This is a genomic window from Gudongella sp. QWL-04 (genome assembly GCF_058683975.1).
This window is the reverse complement of sequence record NZ_CM178754.1, coordinates 491592-516878: the sequence shown is the minus strand read 5'-3', so window position 1 is coordinate 516878 and position 25287 is coordinate 491592. Positions and strand designations below refer to the sequence as shown.

Genomic DNA, 25287 nt, shown 5'->3' with positions numbered 1-25287 from the left:
AGCATAGAGACCTTAAGGTTAGACTTGTTGTTAATCAGTTAATTAAATATGACATATTATAAATATTTTATTCACAATATAACGTTGATATTCATACTTATAAATGATAGAATCTATTCTGTGATTGACAATAAAATATCGATGATTGGAGGTTTTATTATGGGTTTTGGAAGAATTGGTTTCCCTGAACTTATTTTAATTTTGGCAATTGCTTTAGTAATATTTGGACCTTCAAAGCTGCCTGAAATTGGCAAATCGCTAGGAAAAGCATTAAATGAGTTCAAGTCTGGTGCATCAGGGGATAGTGATAAAAAGGAAGATTCTGAGAATGGTAACAAATAATCCACAAAAAGAAAAGAAGCTAACATTAACAGGCCATTTAGAAGAGCTACGAAAAAGAATAATCATTTCAGCTATTTTTTTTATTTTATCCGCTAGCTTATCTTTTACCTTTGCAGAGACAATAATTAGAGACATGATCGAAGTTGGTAAGGATATTGAATTTGTATTCATATCTCCATCTGAGCTACTAATGGTAAATGTGAGAATTGCTATAATAGGAGGATTTTTGCTGTCTTCTCCTTTTCTTATCACTCAGATTTGGATGTTTGTTAGCCCAGGGTTAACTAATAAGGAAAAGCGCTTAATTGCCTCAGCAATAGGGTTGGGGGGAATGTTTTTTGCTTTAGGCGTTTTGTTTTCTTATTTTATTGTAATACCAACTATGCTAATATTTTTCATGGGATTTCAACTAGATGTTGTGCAACCTATGATAAGTTTTAACAACTACCTGGGTTTTATAGTCAATACAGTAATTGCTTTTGGTATAATTTTTGAATTGCCAATTGTAATGATACTGCTTACTAAATTCGGTATCGTTAAAATCGAATTTATCAAAAAAAACCGTAAATACATAATCCTTGCAATATTTATTGTTGCTGCAATTATTACGCCCCCTGATGTTATATCACAACTTTTAATGGCACTGCCGATGATAGTACTCACCGAAATTGGTATATTATTATCAGTTCTTTTAAATAAAGGTAAGGCATAAAAAATCTCTCCTGAAAATCCAGGAGAGATTTTTTACTATTTGTCAGTTAGAGTATCAGATTCAACTTCTCCAACTACTTTATTAGCATGCCCCTTGAACTCGCCCAATGCCTTTCCTAAAGATCTTCCTATCTCAGGGAGCTTAGAGGGTCCAAAAATTACAAGAGCTATTGCAAGAATAAGTATTAATTCTGGTGCTCCTATTCTACCAAAACCCATTACGCTAATACCTCATTAAGCATTTCCACCATCTTTTTTGCAACATCGGCAGTTACTCCTGCACATCTGCTCTTTCTCAATGGATCGCCATACTCAACCTTTGATACCTCCATAAAGTTTCCGACAGACTCTTCACAAAGAGTGCTTTCGGCAATAGTAGTAGGCAGATTTAGATTTTCTGGTTGATACATTGGAAATTCAGCGGTTTTATACCACTTGCTAAGATCTCCAAATACTTTTTTAGATGTATCTACATCACAAACTGATCCAATACATACTGCCGCAACTCCAAGACATCCACAAAGACTTGCCTGCCCGTATCCACCTGCTGCAGAAGTGAAAGCCTCAGGTGGTATTTGATTGAATGGATAACCTACTTCATCAGCTAATGTACCGAAGAACCCTTCGGCGACACCAACACCTCAGCCACCTTTCTCTTTGTAGCCTGTAAATGCTCTAGCTTCAACAACTGAAGGGTCTAGCTTCTTATAGGGTAGCGGCCATGATACAGCTTGTGCAGTATCTACAGATGCTGCTGGCGCTGCACATCCTGCCAAAAGTCCACTTAGACCCCCTGTTACTGCTACTCCTGCTACTGTCATTCCTACACCCTTAATGAAATCTTTTCGGGTGATTTGTTTGTTCTCTGACATCGTAAGCCTCCTTGATATGTATTTTGTTAATTTTTTCTCATTAACCTGCAAAAAAATAGAAGGCTGATACTGCTGTCGAGTGATTAGAAATCCTTATCAGTTCTTCTATTTGATAAAATATTATCATAACTATATTGTGAAGTCAATAACATATGCTGATTTGTCAATATATAACATATGTTCACATTTAGTCATTTGTGTGGCATTTCAGGAATACTTCTCGAATCTTGATGATGAGATCCTTCCATTATCGGTCGAAATGAAATAGTGAATATCTACTCTACTGATTCCATTCTATGTCTTACCACTTTTTCTATAAGCTCTACCTTTTCTTTTGCATCCTTTTCTGATTTACCCTTAGAATAGATATAGAGCTTTATTTTAGGTTCTGTTCCTGAAGGTCTTATTGCATACCAGGAGCCATCATCCATGTAGTATTTCAGAACATTTGAACGCCCGGCATCAGTCTCGTCGCTCAAGTAGTCTACAGTCTTCTGAAGCATCATTTCGCCGATTGATTCAACTGGCATATGGCGGATGTCATCCATCATTCTCTTGATCCTCTGCTGTCCTTCGACTCCCTCCAGAATTATAGAAATTTGCTTCTCATTGTAGTAACCAAACTCATTGTATAGCTTATCCAAGACGTTTAGAAGGCTCAACCCCTGCATTTTATAGAAGCCTGCCATTTCAGCGATCATCATGGATGAGACAACTGCATCCTTATCTCTTACCAAATCCTGGTAGACATAGCCTATACTTTCCTCGTATCCAAATATAAAACTGAAGGCCTCAGTTATATCCCACTCATTAGCTTTTGCACAGATGTGCTTGAAGCCAGTAAGAGTATCAAAGGTAGTTACACCGTACTTCTTGGCTATTGCTTTACCCAAGTCCCCTGTTACGATACTCTTAACAATAGCTGGATTTTGGGGAAGTTTACCTTTTTCAAATCTCTGAGACAGAATATAATAAATAAGCAAAGCACCAGTTTGGTTACCATTCAGGTATGTGTAATCACTCTTGTCATTCATTACTCCAATCGCAACTCTGTCACAATCAGGATCTGTTGCCAGCAATACGTCCGCCTTAACCTTCAGTCCAAGATTTCTTGCATACTTAAATGCTTTAGTATCCTCTGGATTAGGATATCCAACCGTAGCAAAGGTCCAGTCAGGGTTCTCCTGTTCAGGTACTACGGTAATTTCTGTGAACCCTCTATCCTTTAACACTCGTCTAACAGGGATATTGCCTGTCCCGTTCAATGGAGTGTACACTATTCTGACAGACTTATTGATATCTTCATTTATAGCCATTTTAAGGAGCTTATCATTGTATTCGTCATCAATAGCCCCACCAATTATCTCTATCAAGCCCTTTGCTTTCGCTTCATCGAGATCCATTAGCTTAATGTCTCTGAAGTGGTCTATACTACCGATCTCATCAAGTATCTCATCTGCTATGTCGTCCAGTATCTGACTGCCCTCTTCCCAGTACACCTTGTAACCGTTGTATTCCTGTGGATTATGGCTGGCTGTGACTACGATACCTGACATAGTTCCCAGTCTTCTTACTGTATATGACAGCATCGGAGTAGGTCTTATATCATCAAATAAATAGACCTTAATTCCATTACCAGCAAGGACTCTTGCAGCTATTTCAGCAAATTTATCTGAGTATTGCCTCACATCATAGGCTATGGCAACTCCCCTTTTCATAGCCTCCTCACCATGATTTATAATAGTTTGAGCAAGACCCTGAGTAGCCAGGCTAACAGTATAACTGTTCATCCTATTGGTTCCTGCACCAATTTTCCCTCTAAGCCCTGCCGTACCGAATTCCAGATCCTGATAAAATCTGTCCTCAATTTCATCCTCGTCAGTTATTGCTCTAAGCTCAGTCTTGGTTGCTTCGTCGAAATATGGATCATCCAGCCAGGATTGATATTTTTCTCTATATCCCATTGTCACCCCTCCTTGGTTCTGTACTTGTTATCTTTGAGGATTTATACCCATAAATAACAAGCTTTCCCGCCTATTCTATATGTTTCTTCCAAAGCTCATTGTATCTAATTGCGTTTCTTCTTATGCCTTCAGCTTCTTCATCTGTCACCTGTCTTACTATCTTTCCAGGTATCCCGATAACCATTGAATTATCAGGAATTACTTTCCCCTCAGTGACTACAGTTCCAGCACCTATTATACAATTGTTTCCTATAACGGCTCTATTCAGGATAGTCGATCCCATCCCGATCAATGAGTTGTTTCCTATGGTACAGCCATGGATTATAGCATTATGTCCTATAACGGTGTAGTCCCCAATTCTTGTAGGGATATGAGTCTCTGTATGGACCGTAGCGTTATCCTGAATATTTGAGAATTTTCCTATCTTTATATTCTCGATATCTCCTCGTAATACAGCTCCATACCATATGCTTGAGCCTTCACCTATCTCTACGTCTCCAATGACATCTGCTGTTTCAGTAACGAATGCCTTTTCATGGATAATTGGTTTTACACCCTTCAAACTCTTTATCATTTCATCTCTCCTAATCTTTATATTGTCCTAATCATAGAATTTCCCCCGGTGCATGCACCAGGGGATAAGTATTATTCAAAGCGTTTTGCCTTTTCCAGCCTCTCCATGTCAATATCCCAATCCTTATATCCATCAATGAGGATCCTGTAGTAGCTGTCTGGCGGTGCTTGTTCCTTTTTGTCAACCATAGAGTATACATATGCCTCATAGAGGTTTCCATCCTCATCCTCGAGTTCAACCATAATCCTCTCATATAGGTCAGGATGACCTTCGAGTGCATCCAACTTCTCAAGATCCTGTTTAGAAATAAGGTATAAACCTCCAATAACATCTTCACCCTTGAATGGTATAATATCTGCCAACTCATTGAAAGTCAGTTTGTGGTCCTTAAGCCTTACCTTCTTCAGAGGGACAGCGTGTGGACACCTTCCAGCCATGTACTTCTTACTCAGGTTACTGGCGTAAGCGAAATAAAGCATAACGACACCTCCTTGTTTCCTATTTATGTTATTACCCCTAGGTGATGCTTTCTATTCTCAAAGACCCAAATTTTCAACCCATTTAGTCCAAATTTAGTTTATTTATAAGCTCCTTTAGTATCCTCATCTCTTCCTTGTTCAAAGTAACTCCCTTGCCCATTTTTTTATGGTCGGGATCCCACTCCCTGATATCATATTTTGAAGGATAATCATTCCAGGACACCAGATTCAACTCCTTGGTCCACCCTTTTGGTGATTCATTCAATACTCCAATCCTCTCGGTTATCTCAAATTTGATTTCTGCCATTTTGTCCTCCTTAATCGTTCTTTTTTTTAGTGAATATATATACTGCCAAACTATAGAATATCACTGCACTTATAATCAAAACAGCAATATGTGCGCTCTTGCTCATAAATGAGTCTCCCCACTTAAATGCTATTCCCATTGTGATCTTAAACGCATCTGAGGCTTCCTGAGGTGCACCAGCAAAAACACTACTGATAGGTGCCTCAGTATATATCTGTCTGAAAAGCACTGCTGCATGTGATATTGGAAATAGCTTGATAGCTGTCTGAACTGATTGAGGAAGTACTCCAACAGGAATATATATCCCTGTTAAAAACCCAATCATTGTTCCAATCACCGTACTGGCTGCGGAGAATGCATTTTGGCTTTTAAAGAAGCTGACTAACAATGCCACCATCGAGCTCCCTGACAACACAGATAAAAGCAGTACTCCTAAGGCTTTTAGCAAAGAGTCTATTGGGAGAATTTTCCCACCTCCTGATACTATATATAATTCACCAAGAATAAGAGCAATAATTGACATGATCATTCCAATGATGAAAGTACTCACAACATAGCCTCCAACTATGGAGGTTCTTTTTACTGGTGAACAGTAAAAATCCTTGTTTATCTTTTTTTGTCTGTCCTCAACCATTATACCAAAAGCTCCCATAGTAGTTGTTGTTGCAGTTACAGCAAGCAGTCCAGCCATTATCCAGCTATCCATTAGAAATCTTGCATCCTCTTTACCTTCGAGCTGGCCAGATGCCATGTCTCCGAGAAAAAGCACATATAGTCCGATAATTATAAATACAGCTAGAAGCGAGAAGAAAACAGAGCTTTTGTCTCTGAAGAATATCTTTAGGTTTCTAAGAATTATCTGACTCATTCTCTCATCTCCTTGCCAGTAATTGAAATGAATGCATCGTCCATTGTACCCTTAAGGACCTCAAAGCTGTCAATATAGTTACCGCAAAGCGCTACGATAGGGATCGCTTCGAAAGTTGATTCAAGTCTTACAAAGATATTATCAGCATTATTTCTGTATATTATGCCTTTTTGTCCAAGGATCTCCTGTGTTTTTACTCTATTATTGGTTGTTAATATCAACTTGTCAAAGGTGTACTGGTCCTTTAGTTGAGAAGGGGTTCCCTTAGCGGCAATCAATCCATGGTCAATTATAATTACATAGTCAGCATCTGCTGCCTCCTCCATATAGTGAGTCGTAAGAAAGACCGTCATGCCCTTTTCCTTCTGTATTTCTCTTATGGTATCCCATATGTTTTTTCTAGTTTGAGGATCTAGTCCTGTAGTAGGCTCATCTAAAAATAGTATTTCAGGAGTGTTTAATAATCCTCTTGCTATGTCACTCCTCCTTCGTTGTCCGCCTGATAATTTGCCATAAGGTCTATCTAAGAATTCTGTTACCCTGCAAATTTGTGCTGCTCTCTCAACAGCACCCTTCAACTCCTCTTTGTTCAAATGATAGAAGCTGCCCCTAAGTGTCAGATTCTCCCTTACCGTTAGCAAATTATCCATTATACTGTCTTGGAATACTGCGCCTATTATTCTTCTGATATAGTCATCATCTTTCCCAAGTTCATAACCTTTGATTTTTATATTACCCAAGTCCTTCTTGAGTAGTGTTGAAAGTATATCTATTGTTGTCGATTTTCCTGCTCCATTTGGGCCTAGGAATGCAAACAATTTTCCCTGTTCAACGTAAAAGTCTATGCCCTTAACTGCTTCAATTTCCCCATAAGATTTTTTCAATCCTTGTACCTCTATTATGTGCTCCACTTATTCCTCACCTCCTTATCCAAAATAAATATACCCAATTGTGAAGTTCATATCAATACTCTATAAACTTTAAAATGATGCAATATTCTGCTATACTAACATTATCAAATACAAACAGGATGGGTATTATGAATTCACTGCTACTTAAGCTTTTGGCGCTTACAACTATGATCATCGATCATTATGGAGCAATATTCCAGCCTAGCGACTTGACATTCAGGCTTATTGGAAGGTTGGCTTTCCCAATTTATTGCTTTCTTCTTGTTGAGGGATTTTTCCATACAAAAAATGTAAAAAAATATTCGATCAGACTTTTAGTATTTGCTCTTATATCGGAGCTGCCCTTTGACTATGCGTTTTTTGGAGGTATTTATTGGGGTCATCAAAATATATTTTTCACATTATTTATTGGGCTTATAGCTATGATATTACTTGACAAATATAGGGATGGAAACTATCCAACAAAACTCCTCATTGGACTAGGTGCTGCTTTTACAGCTACTATACTATCAACCGATTATGCCTACATTGGAATAATTTATATCCTTGCTTTTTACTACACCAATGGGATTCCTGTACTGAAGAGACTGGCGATAGTTGCTGCAATAATGTTTCTGACAAATATGATAGGATCCTCTGGATTACAACAGTACTCCTTACTTGCAATGATACCTTTGATGATGTATAACGGTAAGCCTGGGGTCAAAAATAAAGCTATACAAATATCGTTCTACGCAGCCTATCCCTTGCATTTATTAATATTTTCAATGTTTAGATAAAAATTCAACCGGTGAGTATTGAATACTCACCGGCTGAATTTTTATTTAACTAACTTCTAACCTCCACCCAATACCTGAAGTATTAGAAGTGTATCTCCGTCTTTTAATTCTACATCGAAACCAGCGGGCTCGTCGTTGAGCAAAAATGTGTATGTTTCAATATCAGAGCCCTCTAATGAAACAATTTCAACAGCACGCTTGATATTGCTGCCTTTTTCCAGTGTGATTTCAGAGGGCAGATCATAATTCATAATCCCAAGGTATTTTATACTGATTACCATAGCTGCACCCGCCTATATTTTTTTCTTTGATTATATATTATTTTTAGATAAGAATGAAGTATTGCGCCATAAGATACTATGCCTACTAATTGTCAAATATGTTATAATCTCATTATCACCCACCGGAGGAATAATCGATGGACAAGAAAAGATTAACAGCAGTTGTGTTTCTGATTGGATCAACGGTAATGTTCGGCTTATCATTTGTGAGTATAAAAATATCTATGGAGGTGTTCCCTCCTCTAAGCATGGCCTTTTACAGATTCCTTATAGCATGCTTCATTCTATTCCCTATGCTGAGAAAAATAAGTCCTGGAGAATCATTAAAGAAAGAGCATTTCTTACTTATGGCATTTTCAGGCATACTCGGTATAACGATCTACTTTTTCTTTGAGAATAATGGAGTTCTCAGGATCAGCTCAAATGATGCCTCTATAATACTCGCCACAATTCCTGTGGCCGCTGCAGTTGGCGAATGGATGTTCCTTAAGAAGAAACTTTCGCCGATCTCTTTAGTAGCGATCTTAGCATCTGTCCTTGGAATTTACATAATCATAGGAGGCAAGCTTGAAGGCGGCACAATATCCGGTTACCTATATATGGCTGGAGCTATAATATCCTTTACAATATTTATGATAATAACGAAGCCTCTTTTCAGCAGTTATTCCGGTATTGCAGTAACATTTTACCAGTCACTGTTTGGAACGATAGCTTTTATACCATTTTTATGGCTTGAGACTGTCAACTGGAGTCAGCTTAACGGAAATATACTCTTCCATTTTCTATTTCTAGCAATTGGATGCTCAGCAATAGCTAACTATATGTATATTTATGCTCTGAGTAATCTCAGCGTTGCAACAACAGCGATTTTTATGAATCTAATACCGGTCTTCACTTTTATCTTCAGCTACTTCATATTTGGGGATACACTGTCACTTCTCCAATTATTTGGTGCAGCAGTAGTTATTGTCTCTGTAACTGTAGTGACTCTACAGGACGCTCGGGCAAGGTAACATAAGTGGGATATCATAAGGCCAGTTTACCTGGCCTTTTTTGTATTGCTCCTATTATCGATCGATTATAGTGCTGTCTATTGCACTTTCAACTCTGTCCAGTGCCTCTGCCAAGGTAGCTCTAGTACATGCTGTATTGATCCTCATAAACTGCCCAAATTCCTTCCCAAATTCAAGACCATCGCTAAAGCCCACCTTCGCTTTATTTATAAGAAGTTCCCTAAGTCTTGTATCATCCAAACCAAGTCCAGAAAAATCAACCCACAAAAGATATGTACCCTCTGGTTTAGTAGTCATCAAACCTTTGATTGAATTGATCCTTTCCACCCCGTAATCAAGGTTCGCTTCTATATAGACAAGCAGATCATCCAACCATTTTTCGCACTCAGGATTGCTATAGACCTCTTCAACTGCAATTCTGCCAAAAACATTATCCAGTCTCATTTGATATGTCTTAAGTAGTGACAGGTATTGCTCCCTGATATTTGGGTTGGGAATTACTATGCTGGCTGTCAATAGTCCGCCTGTATTAAATGTTTTATTAGGCGAAAAACAAGTCGCGCTTATCTCAGCTATGTCTTTCGAAACAGACCCAAGTGGTATGTGATATGAATCTCCATAAGTAAAGTCACAGTGCACTTCATCTGATATTATAAATATGCCCCTATCCCTGCATATATCCCCAAGTCTAACCAAATCATCTTTTTTCCATACCATGCCAGTTGGATTATTTGGATTACAAAGTAATAGCACCTTCGTAGATCGATCGATCTTAGCATTTAGGTCTTTAAAGTCAACCTCATATCTACCATTTTTGAAAATAAGAGGATTCTCGATCATCCTTCTATTATTATCAATTATTGAATCTATCAAAGATGAATAATTTGGAGTCTGTATGATTATACCATCTCCTGGCTGGCTCAGAATATTGATAAGCATAGTTACAGCAGGCATTATTCCTGGTGGGCAATATAATAACCACTCTCTTTCCATTCGCCATCCATGTCTTCTTTCCATCCAGTTTATGATTGATTCGAAGTAACTCTCTGTTCGGGAGGTATATCCCAGAATTCCATGCTCTATCCTCTTTGAAAGAGCTTCCAGAAGTGGCTGAGGGCATTTAAAATCCATATCTGCTACCCACAAAGGCAATAGATCGCTTCTTCCAAAAACCTCCTCATTGCAGTCCCATTTGTAGGAATCTGTATTCCGCCTCTCAACTAAATAGTCAAAATCGTACATTATATCCTCCCCTTTTTATATACTTTTATACTTTATCTTGATTGTACAATAATTATCATAGAAATTACATACTATTAATATTTACATATACCCCTATTGGGTATATAATTGATTTAATAACCTAGGGAGGTACATAATTGAAAACTGAAAAAAAGGCAAAAAAAGGGAAAAAAGCATTTATTATGGAGTCAAAATGTGACAGGTCGCCATTCTGCCCTTCCAAGAGGGTTTGTCCTACAGGAGCGATCGAAAGAGCAGGTTTTTTTATGGGTAAGATAATCGTCAATGAAGAAATATGCATCGGATGTGGTAAATGTATACAGGTCTGCCCACACGGAGCAGTCACATTCAGGTAGCAGATAACAAGCTCCTCTTTAATGAGGAGCTTGTACTATTTTTCTTTGAGATAAATCGAATTCAATGACAGCCAGTAGGTTATCCTGTCATTTTTCGCATCAAGGCTTATCTCTGCAGTATTAAGAACGACTAGAACTTCTATCTTGTCATTCTCATATCTTTCACTCATGTCCTCCAGGCCTACAGTTCTAGGCTGATAAGAAGCTGGCGGATATTTCTCAGATATTCTGTCCACATAACTTTGCATAGCTTCATCTAGTATGACTTCATCATCAAGACTAATTCTCAACCTCGGAATGGTACTGTTGTTTTCCTCTAAGATCCATTCAACCACATATGCTCCATTACGCCCTGACAATTCAGCTGCGCCTTCACCTTTTTTTGAGAAATCCAGTAAATTGAATGCCCAGTCGTATCTGCTTACGTCTATAGCAACAGGTTCGAGGGTAAGGAATGTACTGGCATACTCTGATGGGGGAATATAATCATCATATTGAGGCCATGCCTGTTCAAAGCCGAAGGTGTCTTTAAAATCCCTGTAGTTGGCTAAATCTCTGTCAAACCACTCAGGCAGGTCAGCATCATGCTGATAAGCAAGGAATGATACGGAGTCAGTTATTTGTTCACGCAATGCTTTATCGAGGGATTCGCTTCCTGGAACTATAGCTCCTGCCTGGAGCATATTTGCACTTAATAAAAGCTTTTCAAGCCGTTGTAATTGGAGTCTCGCAGGTAGTGTATGGTATCCAGCAAATGGCAATACTGCTATCATTGCTGCCATTGCTGCCATCATTGATATTTTAATATAGGCTCTCTCTTTCTGTAAAATTATCAATAATACTGAAACCACAGCAACTACCCAGGTTATCAAGAAGAAATATTCAGTTGTCTTCATTCCAAACCTTCCAAGCTGCACAACTAATGCCCAAGCCTCAAAGGCAAGTATCAAAAGAGCGGCTATGGGGTATATACGTCTATAAAATTTTGCTAGACCGTTATCGTGCTCAGCAACCATTATATGAAGCCAAATTCCTCCCACGGCATAGCCAGTTGCTATGCTCGAGAGCCTCACAAAGCTTGAGCCTATGCCTTCCATTACTGTCCTTACAGTCCACAAAAGTAGAACAACCGTCAATGCCAAGGCGATTGGAACCATAATATACGAAAAGAGCACCTCCATAAATCTCGACTGAGTTTGTGCTGATTTTCTCTGCTCATCCTCTTCAGCATTGGAGAAATCAGGGAAATAGCCAGCGAAAATTGTAAAGGTCAAAAATCCAACTATCGTACCAAGATATTGATATACCTTATAGCTCATATCATTGTAGAGAAGGGCTTGGATAGCACCTGCAACAGCAGATGTTCCACCCATCATAACTCCGCCATAAATGGCTGCAGTTATAAATGCCTTTTGTGTCATGAAAATCGATCTGGTCATGTTTGGATTTTTTCTTGGCAATCCGGCAAATATTACGAATGCTACCACAGCCACAAATGAAAGTGCAGTCATCCTCGCGATTGAAATATCAGTGAGCCTCATATACCTAAAATAGTCATCTGGTAAAGGCTCTCTGCCCCCAAAGAAATAGAGCAGAAGAAAAATGAATATGATTACGGCTGCAGTAACCAGGTTTGCTAGAATAAAATCCTTCTTGTTGTTTTTTCTTGTTCTCACATAAGTGACAGCGGCTATCCCAAACGCCGCACCGAAACCAAATGCCCAATGCAGGCAATTGAAAATGAAATTATATTCTTCCTGCTGCGGCCAATCCAAGTGTATTCTTATAGCAGTGACTATTGAAAATGCTAGAGCACTTGCAATGGCTGCAGGGAATGTACCGAATGCATCCATCGCTCCTTTAGCGACTTTAATAATTGATTTTGAAAAAGTACCCATACTCTCACCTCCAGGTTTGATAACCAATTGTTATCACTATGATTATACCCGAATTTCAACGTCTTTTATTTACATATGGGTTACAATCGAATTATACTGACCAAAAAAAGATTGCGTCTTGTTTTAGCGCAATCTTTTAAATCATAGTTATATTGTATGTGGACCGTACCAAGAACTGAACTGATTTGAGTTATTAGATACCTCAATCAATGGATACAGAACTTCCCATATTCCATAATATGAGATTGTATCCTCGCTTAAATAGTTTTCTTCGAAGAATTTTGGATAATCATCATAAACTCCATAGTACACTACTTCTATACTAACATTTGTTCCAATTATTTCCTCGTAAAATACTGCATGTACCTTAAGGATTTTTGCAATATTTACGATACCAGTTTTCTCTGAAGCAAGAAACTTATCGAGGTTTGTGTCATCTATATACGCATAGATTTTTGTCAGCGTATCTGTTTTCTTAACGACATCATATCCATCAAAATTTATTACTACTCCATTCGCGTCTATGCTCTGCATATTATCAAAAAGGTGGTCAATTATCTCATAGTTGCTCATTTCCATGGGGTCATCCTCATATGATAAGTTAATCTCATCATTGAACTGCTTTATTGAGAGTGCTCTATCTTTACTCATAGACTTTAGCAAGTTTATTGGTATAGCAAATCCTAGATTATCGCCGTCAGAAATCCTTGCAAAGGTTATACCTATTACCCTTCCATATTCATCCAGCAAAGCTCCTCCACTGTTCCCCGGGTTTATAGCTGTAGTTACCTGTATCAAATCGCTCCTTACTGCACTCACCAGACCGTCTGACAAAGAATTTGTAAGTCCGACCGGACTTCCAATAGCATAGACTCTTTGTCCTTTTACTACAGATGATGAGTCTCCAAGCTTCAGAGGTGGTGTTGTAAGATCAGATACCATAAGAGTCGCCATGTCTATTTCCCTGTCATAGCCGGTTATAGCAAATCCGCCTGTATATTTAGTACCATCTTCATACTCCATTGTAATGGATTTTGCATTTTCAATCACGTGAAAATTTGTTGCAAGCCTGCCCTTATCATAGAAGAATGCACTGCCGGTATTGTAGGTCCCGTCATACTGTTCAATAAATATTTGTACTACACTATCCGATAGAGCCCCTATCTGTTCTGATGTAAGCTTATCTCCTGTTGTAATCAAGACATCCCCCGCAAACTGTTGGTAAGTCCTTACAGTAAGAGCTATCGCCATTTCCCGTGTTGTTAACCCAGTTGGCTCAAATTTGTTGCCTCCTACTCCCTTTATTACTCCTTTGGCAGTCATAAAAGCGACTTCCTTGGAAGCCCAACTACTTACCAATGACTTGTCAGCAAATCCCAAGGTGAAGGATCCTGAGACCAGTGTCGGATCTACAGCATAGAGAGTGCGATAATACATTGTTGCTATCTGCTCCCTGGTTATTCTCTCCTTCGGTGAAAAAATGCCCCCGCCTTTCCCTAGCACAATACCCAGATTGTTCGCCTTAAGCACCTCCAGGTTTGAAGTGTCAGTAAATGGATTCACCGAAGAGGAAACGGCAATCTTACCTGACAGCTCTTCATAGAGATTGATAACCATTTCTGAAAATTCCTCTCTGGTTATATCGGCTTGGTAGTTAGTTAACAGACTTCCGGGCACCAATCCAAGCTGTCTTGCTAAATCTACTTCTGTAGTAAACCACGTGCTGGGAGCAGCCGAAGCGGCTCCTGCTGTCATAACAATTGAAATTATGATAATAAAAGCTATTGTTTTTTTCATTTTTACACCTTCCACTCTTCCTTTATCTAGTATAATGTTATACCCAAGCTACATCTTTGTGAACCTAAGAAAAAATGGAGAATAACAGGATACATAAGCCTATTATACTCCATTTATAGTATTCATATCGGGTTTTCCTTATATTTTAACCACTTTGTAATAATTTTCTTTTTTAGACTCTAGTAAATCTCTTCATAGTTTTCCCGTCAACTTCAACCATTTCTTCAAACATACTCATTGGTCTGACCCAAATACCCCTGTCGCTATAAAGAGCCTGATAGACAACATAATCCTCAAGAGTTTCAGAATGCTTGGCAATATTCAATACCAGATAATCATTACCTTTAAAATGCCTGTACGTTACTCCAATCTCTACCATTCAAACCGTCTCCTATTGAAATACTACTTCAAATTCTTCAAAAACAACAAGCATATCCTCATTGAATACCATACCTGCGGATTCTGCATCCATCTCGAATATTCCTCTGTGAGCTCTTCTCCAATAATGGAGAGTTTTATCTCCCTCTCCTTCTCTGGCTGCATGCTCTTCAGTTATATCCCTAAATGGTAAAATGGAAACACTTTCATTTCTTATTATACACTTGGCATTTCCATCCCAGTCAGTCAGTATGCTGATATCTCCTGCTTGAGGTACTTTCTCCCCCTCAAGTTCATATAGCAAAAATAATGAAGCAGTTGCTCTCTTAGTACCGATCATAGAAAGCTCAACCAATTCATCTGCATCCTTCTTGTTATCACAGAAGTGCCATGAAGTATATCTTAATCGAGTGTCGCTCGGATTCTCACCAATTCTTTCAAGGTACATATCCCACATGATCTCAACACTATTCCCTGATGAATTCATACTTCGCCTCCGCTTAGCTATATTACTCTTCCCTTGCGCCTTGCATTATTGTCTGCTGCATACCCCATAGCAATACCAATAACAATTCCGGCAGGCAATCCAATCGCCTGGTTATTGAGTACTGTCAGCCCCAGAACTGCTCCGATAGCCATACCAATTGAAATGAATCCAGCCATATGTTGTCCTTTCTGGACTAATCTATGTTGTTTGATAAGGTGGACAACCAACTCTGTTCTTATATCCCGATGCCGTTTAAAATCCTCCTTGCTCACTACTCCATTTTTACTTTTAAGACTTTCAAAATATTTGTCCGTGTGCTCTAGAAACTCCGTACAAGTATTACAGTTTTCTTTAAAACTATCCAGTCTGATCACTATCCGTTCAAAAGTATCCAGATCCAGCCTCTTAGAAGACTGAGGACCGATCAATGCTCTTAGTTCGCTAATTTTCTGCAATATTTTCTCTGCTGTGCTCATAGTATCCCCCCTAAACATTTGCACTATACCTTTTGATTATACCATTAGAGCACCATGTTAACATCCTCAATTTGATTTTTGGTCTTTTTGGCCAACGATTCCAAACCCAATTTTTTTGGGTATAAAGTTAAGGTAGGTTTAATTACCACGAAAGGAAGGATATTATGAAAAAGTTCTATCTTATAATTGTATTCATAATGCTAATTGGTTTAATTTCAACGGGCTGCAGCTCAACTAGCCCATCTGCTCCTGAAACTCCTCAGGAAGCACCTGCATCAGAATCTCCTCCTGTTGAAGCACCCTCAGAACCTTCAGCTCCACAGGAGCTTGAGGAGAGGCTTTCCGAAACTTATGCCGAGATCATGAAAAGCAACAGCTACACAATGAAGTACAGGACTATCTCAAATATTGAAGGACAAATGGTAGAAGGCAGAATGACTATGGCTGTTGATGGTGAAGACTATGCAATGGTATTTGAATCAGATGATATTTCAACTGCTTCAGTTATGAAGGATAAAATGCTCTACCTCATAATGCATGAACAAAAAATGATCATGGTATTCCCGGCAGATACCGACCAAGCCACGGAAGCTGCTCCAGAAGGACCTGCCGGTGTGGAATTAGATGGAATGACTTATATCGGCAAAGGTGAGGATGAATTTATGGGGAATATAAGGCCTTATGAAGAGTACTCAGTAGAAGGCGGAAGCATAAGGTACTATTTTGAAGGCAACATGCTTGATGGAATCGTGATGACCTTTGATGGAAACAGCAATGTTTTAGACGTAGAGGAGTTGACAGACCAGGTAGATGAAACACTCTTTACCATACCTGAAGGATACCAGATGTTCCAGCCTTAATGGCCAATCCAATAAAATTGCTAACAGTAAGTGAAATCCCTGGATAAGCCATCCAGGGATTTTCAGTATACTTAAATTCTAATTTCAAATTAAGCTAGACTTCTATTCCTTTTTGCCTTGCATCAGAATCAAGCTTGCTTCCTATCGCAATTCCAATAATTGCTCCGAAGAAGCTTCCAACGAGAGCATAATCCATTACTACAAAACCAAATATTAATCCTGCAGCGATTCCAATTAAGGTCGACCTAGTTAAATATTGGCCTCTGGGCAGTAGATCATGATGTTCCTTTAAGTGTCTCGATAAATCTTTTCTGATGTCCTTCAACAGCCTCACTTGGCTCCTTTTTACTTTCCCCTGCGAGTGCTTAAGATCATCAAGTACTATCTTCAGATTATCGAGGTAATCCGAGCATTCATGAACCTCGCCAGAAAGATGCTGCATCCTTATGATTATATTCTCATACAAATCTATCCTGATTTTTCTCATAGACTCTATGTCAAGCTGTCTTTTCAGTAACCTAAAATCTCTCAAAATCTCTTCATGCAGGCTCATGGTATACCTCCTTTTTCCTTAATGGTCCTCGAGGTATTTATACCCATTCATATTCACGTATATCTATTTATTTTGACCATTCAACTATTTCTGGTTTCCTTAGCTGTTGATGTTTGAAAACTGGAACCTCATATACTTTTCCTAGCTCTCTCATTTTTTCTTTAAAAGCTCCTTTGAGACCATCATGCATTGCAATGCCATGGATACCTCCATTTATTGACTCAACGCAGGCTTTAAGTTTTTCCAATCCTCGATCTCCATCGTATCCGCCAGTTACAAGCCACTGGTTTGGTATAATATGTGATATCCCATAGGCTTTATCTTCCCAAGTCCTAAATATCTCACCAGAGAATGCTTTGTCGAAATGTGTCCCTCCAGTACAAAGAATATTTTTTAAGGATAGTCCATCGCCATCAAATATCTTAAAAAGAGAAGCAGCAAGTACCTTAGCAGCCTTTGCTTCTCTCCAGCTTTCCTCAGTGCTCCCGATCTCGATATCCATTATGGGCACTTCATAAAGTGAAATAAGCTCAGGTGATGCGTCTCCGTACATTACGCCAGACCAATGCGTTGCCTCAGTAGTAACAGAAAAATCATCAAGGCCCTCTCCCACCCTCTTTTTTTCCAGCCAGACCAATAGGTTATGCATATATTCTGGGGATGCTGGACCGAAGTTGCCTGTGTCAACATCTCCTGTGGTGTGCACCGAAAATACCTTATCCGGGGCATTTTCTCCCTCATGCCATGTTATAAGACCTGCAACGTCGAAATCTGAAAAGTATTCCAGCATAACCGGTAGGTATCTATTATAATCATGGCAAACTACCTTCTCAGTTCTTACGAACCAAAAAAGATTCCCATTATCATCTATGTATTCTAAAACAGGATATCCGTCAACTTTAATATTTCTCTCGGTTAAACTCAATATAGAATCAATATAGGAATAAACTGGAGCAGCCACATGGTCTACCCCCTCCTTGACTGCCATATAATAAACTGCTTTTCTTGACATACCATCATCTCCATTTTATATAAAGCCACCGGGTTTCCCCGGCGGCTTTTCCCTTTATTCTACTATGAAGGATATCTTAGCATCTACTCTATACCTGGTGATCAATCCATCGCTTACAACTGCCTGAAAATCCTTTACGTAAACACTCTGAATATTCTTTACTGTCCTTGATGCTTCAGTTACAGCTATTTGTGTAGCATCTTCCCAGCTTTTTGTTGATTCTGCAAGTATTTCTATCACCTTTACTACAGCCATAGGGATTCTCCTTTCAAGTTAACTACATCACCTTAAACACATTTATGTGATACCCTGCAGATAATCAAATAAACATCCCTTATCATCACTGATGGGTGATATAGTTACTCAGCGACTTCCTTATGCTTCTTCTTCTTATTCTGGTACATCCTAGAGTCGGCAATGCCCAGAAGCTCACTTATATTTTTAGCATCTTCAGGATAATTTGCATAACCTGTGCTCAAGCCAAGAAATTTTATACCTGATGGATCGTTCAGAAAACGGAGACTTTCAAACTCCATGCAAGCTTTTTTGCAAGAGCTGCCATCCTTCAGAACGACAAATTCGTCCCCTGATATCCTGTAAAATCTATCCTTTGTGTCCAAAAGCCTTCTGGCAGAGTTAGAAAAAGCTATCAAATAGTCGTCCCCAATACTATGGCCGTGATTGTCATTGATAGTTTTAAAGTTATCAAGGTCTATGAAAATCAAGCAAAAATGATGACCATTAAGGATCCTTCCGGATGCGTCTTCTATCATTGCTTCCCTATTTTTTAGCCTGGTAAGTGGGTCTGTCTTTGACTTTATTCCCAGCATCTCAACCGATTTACTAGCTTCCACAAAGGAGTATGCAAGCTGGAAGGTTATCGCAAAACATGCTCCCAAAAGCATAAATATACTGATTTCAACTAGCTCAGATGCATTATTCTCCATTGCGTACTTCATGGTATAGATGACAAGGATAACTGAAACAGTTAAGGATAGGAGTGAATTTAAAGTCTCTTCTTTTATATTTTGGATTGTAAAAGTCATTTTTTTCTTCATAAACTTCAATAAGACCGGAAGTGTTATTATGTAAGCTGCAGTCTGGATTGCCAGTGAATCAATAGATCTGCTGGTGATACATGCAACGCACGCAACCCTGTAGGATACTGCAAATATTATCAGAGAATATATCCAGAACGTATTAAAAATAACAACAGTATGTTTCAAAGGCTGTCTGGTAAGCATTACCAGCGGAATAAGGTAAATTGCACCTGCAAATGACAACAATCTGTAGCTGTCCTCAAAGGCCAGCTGAGCTATTTCAGGGATCAAAAAACTGATCAATGCGAATAATGCTACTGAAAACAACGTCAAGAATGACCATGTAATCAAGGCTGACTTTTTCTTGCTTGAGCATGAAAGAGTTGCATAAACACTTACCAGAAACATTTCTAAAATCATAGCTACATTAGGAATTATCAATATGCTCAGCCCCATTCTCAGAATAATGAAACAGGTTTAACATAATGATACTATAATCAGAGATTATTTACAAATACTTTGAGGCTGTTTTGTCAATTATTATTCCAGATCATTTTTTAGAGTAAATATTTTCTCGTGCATTTCTCTGAACAGCTTTCTGTCCTGATAATTAAGGCTCTTCAAAAAGTCTGACTTAATCTCAAGCAATCTATTAAGGTCAGTTAGATACTCAAACAAAGCGGCCTTGTTCCTAAATTCTTCCCTGGTTTGCGCATGTCCCCTATGAGAGAAAGCATCCAAATAGTCCTTCAGTTTATCGGCTGCCTCCTTTTCGATGCTCTGCTTCTTGAGCTGCTCCAGGATTTTGGCTGTGAAGTTGGATGCTATTTCACATTCTTCATCACATTCTGACAGAATTGTTACTTGTCGCTCCATATACTCTAATGTGTCCAAGTGATCTGTTTCCATCTTAAGATACCTGAGATAATAGTCCATGCTTCGATTAAAATTATCTCCATGCTCACTAGTTACCCTTTGATTTGCCAGCTTTATCCTTTCCCCAAGCTCTGAAAGCAAAGAACGAGTTTCACCAATTTTACCGCTTCTTCCAAGTATATTTCCCATATTGCCAAGTATACTGAATTTTAATTGTTTGATCCTCACGAGATCAGAGAGTATGTGGCTTTCAATCCCTGGTATATATAGATTAAGTATTAGAGCTATTGAAGCCCCGATGACCATTTGAGCAAATTCATTAAGCAGACTCGCCATTGCGACTGAATTGGAAGCAAGAAGGTGGCTTACGAGTACAGAGCTTGGAACCAAACCCTCATTAAGCCTAAATCTTACTACTACAGGAATAAATATCAGGAGGTAAACACCAAAGGCAGCAGGATTAAAGCCGACAACTGAAAAAACAGCCCAGGCTATGGCTAATGCTATTACTGATGAAGCTATTCTGACACCTGCAAGATTAAGAGACTTCCTTTTAGTGTTCTGCAGGCTCAGGATCACTACTATAGCTGTATTTACACCGTAATCCAACCCGAGCAACTGGGCAACGAAAATTGCCAACGCCGCGCCTATGGCAGTCTTTAGAGTTCTCATTCCTATGTATTTAGTTATTCTCTTCACGTCCAGCATCTCCTTAAATCAATGAGACTCCCAATCATGGGAGCCTCAAAAATACTACAGCAATCTGATTTTATCAGTTGCAGCAGCCATATTCAATACATTTACTATTCGATACTCATATTTATTTTTGGGTAGCTCTATTAAGTTCACAGCAATCCAATCTGCCAGTTCCAAATGATTCCCTACTCCCTTTAGAAAGCCACGTCAAAAATTTTAATATTTTAGATTTTATTTTATAATACATCTCTATTTCTACCCTACTTTCTCATTGTTGTAGATGATCGGCAAACTAAGAAAAAACTCTGTCCCTACACCCGTAGTCGAGCTTACAGTTACTTCTCCTCCAAGCAAGGTCATATTCCCCTTAACAATGTATAAGCCTATCCCATCACCTGATCCTGCTTGAGTCTTTCCTCTATAATATGCGTCAAAGATATGCTTCAACTCGTCCTTATCTATACCTGATCCGTTATCTGAAATGTTTATGTTTACCATCTCACTGGATCTTTTGTACGAAATCGATACCTGGCCGCCAGCATCAGTATATTTCCAAGAATTATTCAACAAGTTATAAAACACCTGACTCAGCTTAAACTTATCTGTTCTCATAACCACCTTGTCATCAGAGCTAAGTGTAAGCTTCAATCCTTTATTAGAAAATTGTGTATTTAAGCCACTAATTATCTGTCTTAGGAGCTTATTCAGCTCAAATTCCTCAATTATGATTTCATCCTGTACCACATCAGCTTCTATCATCCCGCTTAAACCTGTTATAAGAGAGGTTATTATCTCCACCTGATTCTTTAAAAGCTCTATTTCACCCTGGTCAGCTGCGATAACGCCATCTTCGATCCCTTCAAGGTGGGTTTTAATGATAGTCAAAGGAGTCCTGGTCTCATGTATTAGCTTATCAGTAAGCTCCTTTCTTCCTTTCTGCTTTAACCTTAGTTTTGTGCTGAGGTCATGAAGGCTGCTTCTTATACTTGTTATCTCTGAAACTATCGACCTTTCAACCTTTACTTGCTTCCCGGCTTGAATATCTGAAGCCAAAATTGCAGTTTCTTTTAGATCTTTACTCATGAGTCTGCTGATTATCAGTGCAATCGATGCAGAAATTGCCATAGCGATCATTACAGCCCTAACACTGTTAGATAGTAAAGACATTTTAAACAACCTTGCAACGAGAGAATTATCAGCTGAACTGTACCTTGTGATGTATATGGTTCCCCAGGTCCCTTCGTCGTCCTTTAAAATAAACTGATCAGTCTCTTCATCACCGTTTGATCTCATCCTTGCTAACCTTCCGTCCATCATCATCCCACGCATATGAAAATCAGATGAGACATCCTCCAAAAGTCTTCCTTCTGAATCAAAAAGTCTGATCCTGAATATCGGATCGACCAGGTGCGTCTCCAGATCTGCCTTAAGCTGATCTTTTGTAATAGCCTTCTCCTTTAACACATTAAGAGCATAGTCCATTATTTGTTCTATATGATTATTATAAACGTCATTTAAATAGCTTGAGAAGAATCTATCCGTTAAAGAACCCAAAATAGCAGCATTTACACCAACTGATATCAGAGCAACCAAAAGGAGTATGATCAGCAAAAATCTCTTGATACTCATTGCTGATCACCTCCAAAAACATAGCCCGCACCGTATTTAGTGACTAAATACCTGGGCTTTCCAGGATCATCCTCCAGCTTTGACCTGAGCCTTCTAATATAACTGTCAATGTTTCTATCTATACCTTCATAATCCACTCCAAAAGCTAGGTTGATTATCTGGTCCCTGCTTAAAACGATTCCTCTATTATCCACAAAAGCTTTAAGAAGTCTAAACTCAACTGCAGTAAGATCCACTGTTTGACCTCGTTTTTCCAGAGTCATGCTACCCAGATTCAATTTCAAATCTCCAAACTCAATAGTCTGCCCACTGCTCTCATTGTATACTCTCTTGAATAAGGACCTTATACGCCTCATAAGCTCCTTGGGACTAAAGGGCTTGATAACGTAATCATCTGCACCGAGATCAAAGCCCTTTATACGATCCGGCTCCAGTTCTCTGGCAGTAAGCATGATCACAGGCACATTAGAAACTTTCCTTATCTCACTGAGAACCTGGAAGCCATCTATTCCTGGCATCATAACATCAAGCAAAACAAGATGAAAGAAGTCATCAGAAAAAGTATCAAGAGCGGACAATCCATCCTCAGCCAATTGATAATCATATCCCTCATTTTCAAGATACTTGATTATAATACTACTGATTTCTCTCTGATCCTCTACTACTAATACTTTTCGATTCATTCCTTCACCTCATACTCAATTATTGCCAGCTTCTTCTCCCATTAAATCTACCCATATTTCCATGGCAATACTCCGGAAAAACTAGTCCACTGTCAATATCTGCAATCAATTTCAGCACTACCTCACCAGTAACTGGATCCAATAACTCAATTTCGAAGTATCCATCATCATCTCCGGATACATCCCCTACCACAAGATCAAGGGCATGAAACTTAACAAACTCTTCAGCTCTTTCCTTAGCAGAGTCCTCGTCGAGCTTTTCCCCTTCTTCAAGAGGCTCTTGCCAGCTTCCTCGTCCCATCATCCCTCTATAAACCTCATTGCTATCCGCATCATTCTGAGAGTATCTCCAGCCCATCATACCTCTCGGTCTGCCATATGATCCTACTTCATCCTGATAGGTTCTCCATCCTGGCATTACAGAATCCTCATATCCCGGAACATTTATGTCCCTGTTCTCAAAATAATTTGAATCCATCATCGCATTAACCGTTCCTATTCCACCAAGTACACCTGCCGTTATCAGGAAACCTGAAACTACAAGCATTGCAATTGCTGCTTTTTTCATCAAAATTACCTCCTAGTCAAAGTGTTCCTTTTATTTATATACTCTTCCTCAGAAATTTCGCCTCTAACATACCTCTCCTTTAGCATGGCCAAAAGATCATCATCGCTTCCTTCTGATTTATTTTTTTTCATCAGCATTATGACCACAGCTGCAATACCTATGATCAAACCTAATCCAATCATCATATGCCAAGGTCCAAAGAAGCTTCCGCCCAGGCATCTCCCAATCCCATAAGCACCTCTAGCAAACATCATAATAATACCCTCCCTTTACATCCCCTTATTTTTTGATTACTGACTTCATTTTCCTGAAGGTTTCTTCATCTATCTCACCGTTTACATAGCGCTCCTTCAGTATACTTTCTGCATTATCCTGGCTATTAATGGAGATACTTTTTTTGTCGCTAGTTAAAAGATAGTAAACAAGCACTATTAATAGTATTGGAACAAGCATCATTTTCACCAGCCTCCTTTCGTTTTCCTTGATTACATTATCTCTATGAATTATTGCACAAATATGACAAAATCTATGATTTTTTAAAAAAGAAAAACGGCTGGATCATCAGCCGAAAATATTCGAAGAAATATATTATTCTCTATTACTTTATGCCAGGCAATTTTCTAAAATTGTCCGCCTGTGAGATCAGCATCCCAGCCAACATCAGGGCTGCTCCCAAATATCCTTTTAAAGGCAGTCTCTCATGGAGCAGTATTGCCCCGCCGATAGCTGCAAATACAGCCTCCATACTTAATGCGATAGCTGCATGTGATGTTTTAGCATCTTTTTGAGCGATCGCCTGAATAGTATAAGCGACTCCTGCAGAAAATATGCCCCCATATAGAAGAGGTATCAACGCATCCTTGATCCCTTGCACCTGTATATCCTCAAATATAAAAGCAGCAGCTATTGCCCACGTACCAGTAACAACAAATTGAATCGCAGAGAATTTTATAGGATCTAGCTTCTTTGCAACTATACCCAATATGATTATGTGGGCAGCCCAGAAAAATGCACCGATCAGCTGCAATAGGTCTCCAAATTGAATGGTCAGATCCTCGTTAATGCTCAGCAGATACAGTCCAAAGGCTGCAATTATAGCTCCTATCCAGATAAATACGTTACTCCTTTGCTTCATAAACAAGCCCATAATTGGCACTATGACTATATAAAGACTTGTTATAAAGCCTGCCTTACCGGCTGTAGTATACTGGAGACCAACCTGCTGAAAGGTGGCCGCAATAAACAAAACAGTCCCTGCAATCATACCTGCCTTAACAATATCTATCATTTGATTTGTTGTATCTGCAGACTCTTCTCTACTACCAAAAATTTTGATTACCGGCAGCAGGGATATGCTGCCTAATAAAAACCTTATCCCAGTATATGTAAATGGTCCAATGTAATCCATTCCCTTTCTCTGAGCTACGAATGCGAAACCCCAAATTGCAGCTGTTAATAATAAAAGCAAGCTTGCCTTCAGTTCCCTGTTTTTCATGTCTCCTCCAAAATAGTCATATATTTGTCAACATAATAACATTATGCTTTGAAACTATATTAAATGTCAAGCTAGATGGGAATATCATAATTGTTTAGCTCAGGGTCATTGTAAATTGAATCTCTGGATGATAATCTTGT

General features: G+C 38.9%; 33 protein-coding genes and 1 pseudogene. 6 read left to right on the top strand and 28 right to left on the bottom strand.

Annotated features, from left to right (window positions below):
• Positions 1-120 precede the first annotated feature (120 nt).
• Both AC4PHB_RS02580 and tatC read left to right on the top strand, forming a co-directional pair.
• Entirely contained in the window at positions 121-342 is a 222-nt protein-coding gene (locus AC4PHB_RS02580; protein ID WP_492137108.1) for a twin-arginine translocase TatA/TatE family subunit, read from the top strand.
• Positions 329-1054 (top strand): twin-arginine translocase subunit TatC, encoded by a 726-nt coding sequence (tatC, locus tag AC4PHB_RS02575; protein ID WP_492137107.1) that lies wholly within the window; start codon positions 329-331, stop codon positions 1052-1054. The genes AC4PHB_RS02580 and tatC overlap by 14 nt, the downstream gene beginning before the upstream one ends.
• Positions 1055-1089: 35 nt before the next feature.
• Here tatC and tatA read toward each other — a convergent pair whose 3' ends face one another.
• From tatA to AC4PHB_RS02530, 9 genes and pseudogenes are all read right to left on the bottom strand, one after another.
• A complete protein-coding gene (gene tatA / locus AC4PHB_RS02570) occupies positions 1090-1272 on the bottom strand; it encodes a twin-arginine translocase TatA/TatE family subunit (protein WP_492137106.1) in 183 nt (60 codons plus the stop codon).
• Positions 1272-1670 (bottom strand): annotated as a pseudogene (locus AC4PHB_RS02565) (C-GCAxxG-C-C family (seleno)protein); the annotation flags it as partial. The pseudogene AC4PHB_RS02565 and the gene tatA, both read right to left, overlap by 1 nt.
• 24 nt (positions 1671-1694) lie before the next feature.
• Positions 1695-1925 carry a hypothetical protein gene (locus AC4PHB_RS02560; protein ID WP_492137105.1) on the bottom strand — a complete coding sequence of 77 codons (231 nt, stop codon included), beginning with the start codon at positions 1923-1925 and terminating at the stop codon, positions 1695-1697.
• Between the two features lie 275 nt (positions 1926-2200).
• Positions 2201-3889: a phospho-sugar mutase gene (locus tag AC4PHB_RS02555; RefSeq protein WP_492137104.1), complete on the bottom strand. Its 1689-nt coding sequence runs from the start codon at positions 3887-3889 to the stop codon at positions 2201-2203.
• Positions 3890-3959: 70 nt separating this feature from the next.
• Positions 3960-4463, bottom strand: a complete 504-nt coding sequence (locus AC4PHB_RS02550; RefSeq protein ID WP_492137103.1) for a gamma carbonic anhydrase family protein — start codon at positions 4461-4463, stop codon at positions 3960-3962.
• A gap of 71 nt (positions 4464-4534) precedes the next feature.
• Positions 4535-4942, bottom strand: a complete 408-nt coding sequence (locus AC4PHB_RS02545) for a gamma-glutamylcyclotransferase family protein (RefSeq protein WP_492137102.1) — start codon at positions 4940-4942, stop codon at positions 4535-4537.
• Positions 4943-5024: 82 nt separating this feature from the next.
• Positions 5025-5249 (bottom strand): YdbC family protein, encoded by a 225-nt coding sequence (locus tag AC4PHB_RS02540; RefSeq protein WP_492137101.1) that lies wholly within the window; start codon positions 5247-5249, stop codon positions 5025-5027.
• 10 nt (positions 5250-5259) lie between these two features.
• Positions 5260-6117: an ABC transporter permease gene (locus AC4PHB_RS02535; RefSeq protein WP_492137100.1), complete on the bottom strand. Its 858-nt coding sequence runs from the start codon at positions 6115-6117 to the stop codon at positions 5260-5262.
• Entirely contained in the window at positions 6114-7028 is a 915-nt protein-coding gene (locus AC4PHB_RS02530) for an ABC transporter ATP-binding protein (RefSeq protein WP_492137099.1), read from the bottom strand. Before AC4PHB_RS02530 ends, AC4PHB_RS02535 begins: the two co-directional genes overlap by 4 nt.
• 128 nt (positions 7029-7156) lie before the next feature.
• Between AC4PHB_RS02530 and AC4PHB_RS02525 the strand changes: the two genes are divergently transcribed.
• The gene (locus AC4PHB_RS02525; protein WP_492137098.1) at positions 7157-7807 is read left to right on the top strand and encodes a TraX family protein; all 651 of its coding nucleotides are present in this window, start codon (positions 7157-7159) and stop codon (positions 7805-7807) included.
• A gap of 56 nt (positions 7808-7863) precedes the next feature.
• Here the strand turns inward: AC4PHB_RS02525 and AC4PHB_RS02520 are convergent, their stop codons facing one another.
• Positions 7864-8088 carry a MoaD/ThiS family protein gene (locus AC4PHB_RS02520; protein ID WP_492137097.1) on the bottom strand — a complete coding sequence of 75 codons (225 nt, stop codon included), beginning with the start codon at positions 8086-8088 and terminating at the stop codon, positions 7864-7866.
• A 137-nt stretch (positions 8089-8225) separates the two neighbouring features.
• On the opposite strand from AC4PHB_RS02520, the gene AC4PHB_RS02515 reads away from it, so the two are divergent.
• Positions 8226-9101 carry a DMT family transporter gene (locus tag AC4PHB_RS02515; RefSeq protein ID WP_492137096.1) on the top strand — a complete coding sequence of 292 codons (876 nt, stop codon included), beginning with the start codon at positions 8226-8228 and terminating at the stop codon, positions 9099-9101.
• Between the two features lie 54 nt (positions 9102-9155).
• On the opposite strand, the gene AC4PHB_RS02510 is transcribed toward AC4PHB_RS02515, so the two are convergent.
• Positions 9156-10343: a MalY/PatB family protein gene (locus AC4PHB_RS02510; RefSeq protein WP_492137095.1), complete on the bottom strand. Its 1188-nt coding sequence runs from the start codon at positions 10341-10343 to the stop codon at positions 9156-9158.
• Positions 10344-10480: 137 nt separating this feature from the next.
• Between AC4PHB_RS02510 and AC4PHB_RS02505 the strand changes: the two genes are divergently transcribed.
• Positions 10481-10699: a 4Fe-4S binding protein gene (locus AC4PHB_RS02505; protein WP_492137094.1), complete on the top strand. Its 219-nt coding sequence runs from the start codon at positions 10481-10483 to the stop codon at positions 10697-10699.
• Between the two features lie 35 nt (positions 10700-10734).
• Here AC4PHB_RS02505 and AC4PHB_RS02500 read toward each other — a convergent pair whose 3' ends face one another.
• The 5 genes from AC4PHB_RS02500 to AC4PHB_RS02480 all read right to left on the bottom strand — a co-directional run bounded on the left by AC4PHB_RS02500 (position 10735) and on the right by AC4PHB_RS02480 (position 15735).
• Positions 10735-12597, bottom strand: coding sequence for a hypothetical protein (locus AC4PHB_RS02500; protein WP_492137093.1), 1863 nt, complete (start codon positions 12595-12597; stop codon positions 10735-10737).
• Between the two features lie 147 nt (positions 12598-12744).
• Complete coding sequence (locus AC4PHB_RS02495) at positions 12745-14394, bottom strand: trypsin-like peptidase domain-containing protein (RefSeq protein ID WP_492137092.1); 1650 nt, start codon at positions 14392-14394, stop codon at positions 12745-12747.
• Positions 14395-14566: 172 nt separating this feature from the next.
• Complete coding sequence (locus AC4PHB_RS02490; protein WP_492137091.1) at positions 14567-14773, bottom strand: DUF1653 domain-containing protein; 207 nt, start codon at positions 14771-14773, stop codon at positions 14567-14569.
• Positions 14774-14785: 12 nt separating this feature from the next.
• Positions 14786-15259, bottom strand: coding sequence for an ASCH domain-containing protein (locus AC4PHB_RS02485; RefSeq protein WP_492137090.1), 474 nt, complete (start codon positions 15257-15259; stop codon positions 14786-14788).
• A 17-nt stretch (positions 15260-15276) separates the two neighbouring features.
• Positions 15277-15735 (bottom strand): hypothetical protein, encoded by a 459-nt coding sequence (locus AC4PHB_RS02480; protein ID WP_492137089.1) that lies wholly within the window; start codon positions 15733-15735, stop codon positions 15277-15279.
• Positions 15736-15899: 164 nt separating this feature from the next.
• Between AC4PHB_RS02480 and AC4PHB_RS02475 the strand changes: the two genes are divergently transcribed.
• Positions 15900-16595 (top strand): hypothetical protein, encoded by a 696-nt coding sequence (locus AC4PHB_RS02475; protein ID WP_492137088.1) that lies wholly within the window; start codon positions 15900-15902, stop codon positions 16593-16595.
• Between the two features lie 94 nt (positions 16596-16689).
• Here the strand turns inward: AC4PHB_RS02475 and AC4PHB_RS02470 are convergent, their stop codons facing one another.
• From AC4PHB_RS02470 to AC4PHB_RS02415, 12 genes are all read right to left on the bottom strand, one after another.
• Positions 16690-17148 carry a hypothetical protein gene (locus AC4PHB_RS02470; protein ID WP_492137087.1) on the bottom strand — a complete coding sequence of 153 codons (459 nt, stop codon included), beginning with the start codon at positions 17146-17148 and terminating at the stop codon, positions 16690-16692.
• Between the two features lie 67 nt (positions 17149-17215).
• On the bottom strand, positions 17216-18160 hold the full coding sequence (locus AC4PHB_RS02465) for a D-aminoacyl-tRNA deacylase (protein WP_492137086.1): 945 nt from the start codon (positions 18158-18160) through the stop codon (positions 17216-17218).
• A 54-nt stretch (positions 18161-18214) separates the two neighbouring features.
• A complete protein-coding gene (locus AC4PHB_RS02460) occupies positions 18215-18415 on the bottom strand; it encodes a dodecin family protein (protein WP_492137085.1) in 201 nt (66 codons plus the stop codon).
• A gap of 104 nt (positions 18416-18519) precedes the next feature.
• On the bottom strand, positions 18520-19641 hold the full coding sequence (locus AC4PHB_RS02455; protein ID WP_492137084.1) for a GGDEF domain-containing protein: 1122 nt from the start codon (positions 19639-19641) through the stop codon (positions 18520-18522).
• Between the two features lie 99 nt (positions 19642-19740).
• Positions 19741-20775, bottom strand: coding sequence for an aromatic acid exporter family protein (locus AC4PHB_RS02450; protein WP_492137083.1), 1035 nt, complete (start codon positions 20773-20775; stop codon positions 19741-19743).
• A 121-nt stretch (positions 20776-20896) separates the two neighbouring features.
• A complete protein-coding gene (locus tag AC4PHB_RS02445; RefSeq protein ID WP_492137082.1) occupies positions 20897-21019 on the bottom strand; it encodes an LDCC motif putative metal-binding protein in 123 nt (40 codons plus the stop codon).
• Positions 21020-21027: 8 nt separating this feature from the next.
• Positions 21028-22401 (bottom strand): sensor histidine kinase, encoded by a 1374-nt coding sequence (locus AC4PHB_RS02440; RefSeq protein ID WP_492137081.1) that lies wholly within the window; start codon positions 22399-22401, stop codon positions 21028-21030.
• Positions 22398-23084 carry a response regulator transcription factor gene (locus tag AC4PHB_RS02435; RefSeq protein WP_492137080.1) on the bottom strand — a complete coding sequence of 229 codons (687 nt, stop codon included), beginning with the start codon at positions 23082-23084 and terminating at the stop codon, positions 22398-22400. Before AC4PHB_RS02435 ends, AC4PHB_RS02440 begins: the two co-directional genes overlap by 4 nt.
• Before the next feature lie 19 nt (positions 23085-23103).
• Complete coding sequence (locus AC4PHB_RS02430) at positions 23104-23652, bottom strand: hypothetical protein (protein ID WP_492137079.1); 549 nt, start codon at positions 23650-23652, stop codon at positions 23104-23106.
• 5 nt (positions 23653-23657) lie between these two features.
• Positions 23658-23906, bottom strand: coding sequence for an SHOCT domain-containing protein (locus tag AC4PHB_RS02425; protein ID WP_492137078.1), 249 nt, complete (start codon positions 23904-23906; stop codon positions 23658-23660).
• 25 nt (positions 23907-23931) lie between these two features.
• The gene (locus tag AC4PHB_RS02420) at positions 23932-24108 is read right to left on the bottom strand and encodes an SHOCT domain-containing protein (protein ID WP_492137077.1); all 177 of its coding nucleotides are present in this window, start codon (positions 24106-24108) and stop codon (positions 23932-23934) included.
• Positions 24109-24250: 142 nt separating this feature from the next.
• Positions 24251-25147, bottom strand: coding sequence for a DMT family transporter (locus AC4PHB_RS02415; RefSeq protein WP_492137076.1), 897 nt, complete (start codon positions 25145-25147; stop codon positions 24251-24253).
• Positions 25148-25287: the final 140 nt, after the last annotated feature.

Bases quoted from the DNA above. Each gene is read 5' to 3' on its own strand.
- AC4PHB_RS02545 (WP_492137102.1), bottom strand. From the start codon at position 4,942: ATGCTTTATTTCGCTTACGCCAGTAACCTGAGTAAGAAGTACATGGCT.
- AC4PHB_RS02445 (WP_492137082.1), bottom strand. From the start codon at position 21,019: ATGTATTATAAAATAAAATCTAAAATATTAAAATTTTTGACGTGGCTT.
- AC4PHB_RS02465 (WP_492137086.1), bottom strand. From the start codon at position 18,160: ATGTCAAGAAAAGCAGTTTATTATATGGCAGTCAAGGAGGGGGTAGAC.
- AC4PHB_RS02470 (WP_492137087.1), bottom strand. From the start codon at position 17,148: ATGAGCCTGCATGAAGAGATTTTGAGAGATTTTAGGTTACTGAAAAGA.
- AC4PHB_RS02420 (WP_492137077.1), bottom strand. From the start codon at position 24,108: ATGATGCTTGTTCCAATACTATTAATAGTGCTTGTTTACTATCTTTTA.
- AC4PHB_RS02480 (WP_492137089.1), bottom strand. From the start codon at position 15,735: ATGAGCACAGCAGAGAAAATATTGCAGAAAATTAGCGAACTAAGAGCA.
- AC4PHB_RS02435 (WP_492137080.1), bottom strand. From the start codon at position 23,084: ATGAATCGAAAAGTATTAGTAGTAGAGGATCAGAGAGAAATCAGTAGT.
- AC4PHB_RS02525 (WP_492137098.1), top strand. From the start codon at position 7,157: ATGAATTCACTGCTACTTAAGCTTTTGGCGCTTACAACTATGATCATC.
- tatA (WP_492137106.1), bottom strand. From the start codon at position 1,272: ATGGGTTTTGGTAGAATAGGAGCACCAGAATTAATACTTATTCTTGCA.
- AC4PHB_RS02475 (WP_492137088.1), top strand. From the start codon at position 15,900: ATGAAAAAGTTCTATCTTATAATTGTATTCATAATGCTAATTGGTTTA.
- AC4PHB_RS02440 (WP_492137081.1), bottom strand. From the start codon at position 22,401: ATGAGTATCAAGAGATTTTTGCTGATCATACTCCTTTTGGTTGCTCTG.
- AC4PHB_RS02515 (WP_492137096.1), top strand. From the start codon at position 8,226: ATGGACAAGAAAAGATTAACAGCAGTTGTGTTTCTGATTGGATCAACG.
- tatC (WP_492137107.1), top strand. From the start codon at position 329: ATGGTAACAAATAATCCACAAAAAGAAAAGAAGCTAACATTAACAGGC.
- AC4PHB_RS02520 (WP_492137097.1), bottom strand. From the start codon at position 8,088: ATGGTAATCAGTATAAAATACCTTGGGATTATGAATTATGATCTGCCC.
- AC4PHB_RS02510 (WP_492137095.1), bottom strand. From the start codon at position 10,343: ATGTACGATTTTGACTATTTAGTTGAGAGGCGGAATACAGATTCCTAC.
- AC4PHB_RS02485 (WP_492137090.1), bottom strand. From the start codon at position 15,259: ATGAATTCATCAGGGAATAGTGTTGAGATCATGTGGGATATGTACCTT.
- AC4PHB_RS02535 (WP_492137100.1), bottom strand. From the start codon at position 6,117: ATGAGTCAGATAATTCTTAGAAACCTAAAGATATTCTTCAGAGACAAA.
- AC4PHB_RS02540 (WP_492137101.1), bottom strand. From the start codon at position 5,249: ATGGCAGAAATCAAATTTGAGATAACCGAGAGGATTGGAGTATTGAAT.
- AC4PHB_RS02550 (WP_492137103.1), bottom strand. From the start codon at position 4,463: ATGATAAAGAGTTTGAAGGGTGTAAAACCAATTATCCATGAAAAGGCA.
- AC4PHB_RS02560 (WP_492137105.1), bottom strand. From the start codon at position 1,925: ATGTCAGAGAACAAACAAATCACCCGAAAAGATTTCATTAAGGGTGTA.
- AC4PHB_RS02430 (WP_492137079.1), bottom strand. From the start codon at position 23,652: ATGAAAAAAGCAGCAATTGCAATGCTTGTAGTTTCAGGTTTCCTGATA.
- AC4PHB_RS02495 (WP_492137092.1), bottom strand. From the start codon at position 14,394: ATGAAAAAAACAATAGCTTTTATTATCATAATTTCAATTGTTATGACA.
- AC4PHB_RS02425 (WP_492137078.1), bottom strand. From the start codon at position 23,906: ATGATGTTTGCTAGAGGTGCTTATGGGATTGGGAGATGCCTGGGCGGA.
- AC4PHB_RS02500 (WP_492137093.1), bottom strand. From the start codon at position 12,597: ATGGGTACTTTTTCAAAATCAATTATTAAAGTCGCTAAAGGAGCGATG.
- AC4PHB_RS02460 (WP_492137085.1), bottom strand. From the start codon at position 18,415: ATGGCTGTAGTAAAGGTGATAGAAATACTTGCAGAATCAACAAAAAGC.
- AC4PHB_RS02415 (WP_492137076.1), bottom strand. From the start codon at position 25,147: ATGAAAAACAGGGAACTGAAGGCAAGCTTGCTTTTATTATTAACAGCT.
- AC4PHB_RS02490 (WP_492137091.1), bottom strand. From the start codon at position 14,773: ATGGTAGAGATTGGAGTAACGTACAGGCATTTTAAAGGTAATGATTAT.
- AC4PHB_RS02555 (WP_492137104.1), bottom strand. From the start codon at position 3,889: ATGGGATATAGAGAAAAATATCAATCCTGGCTGGATGATCCATATTTC.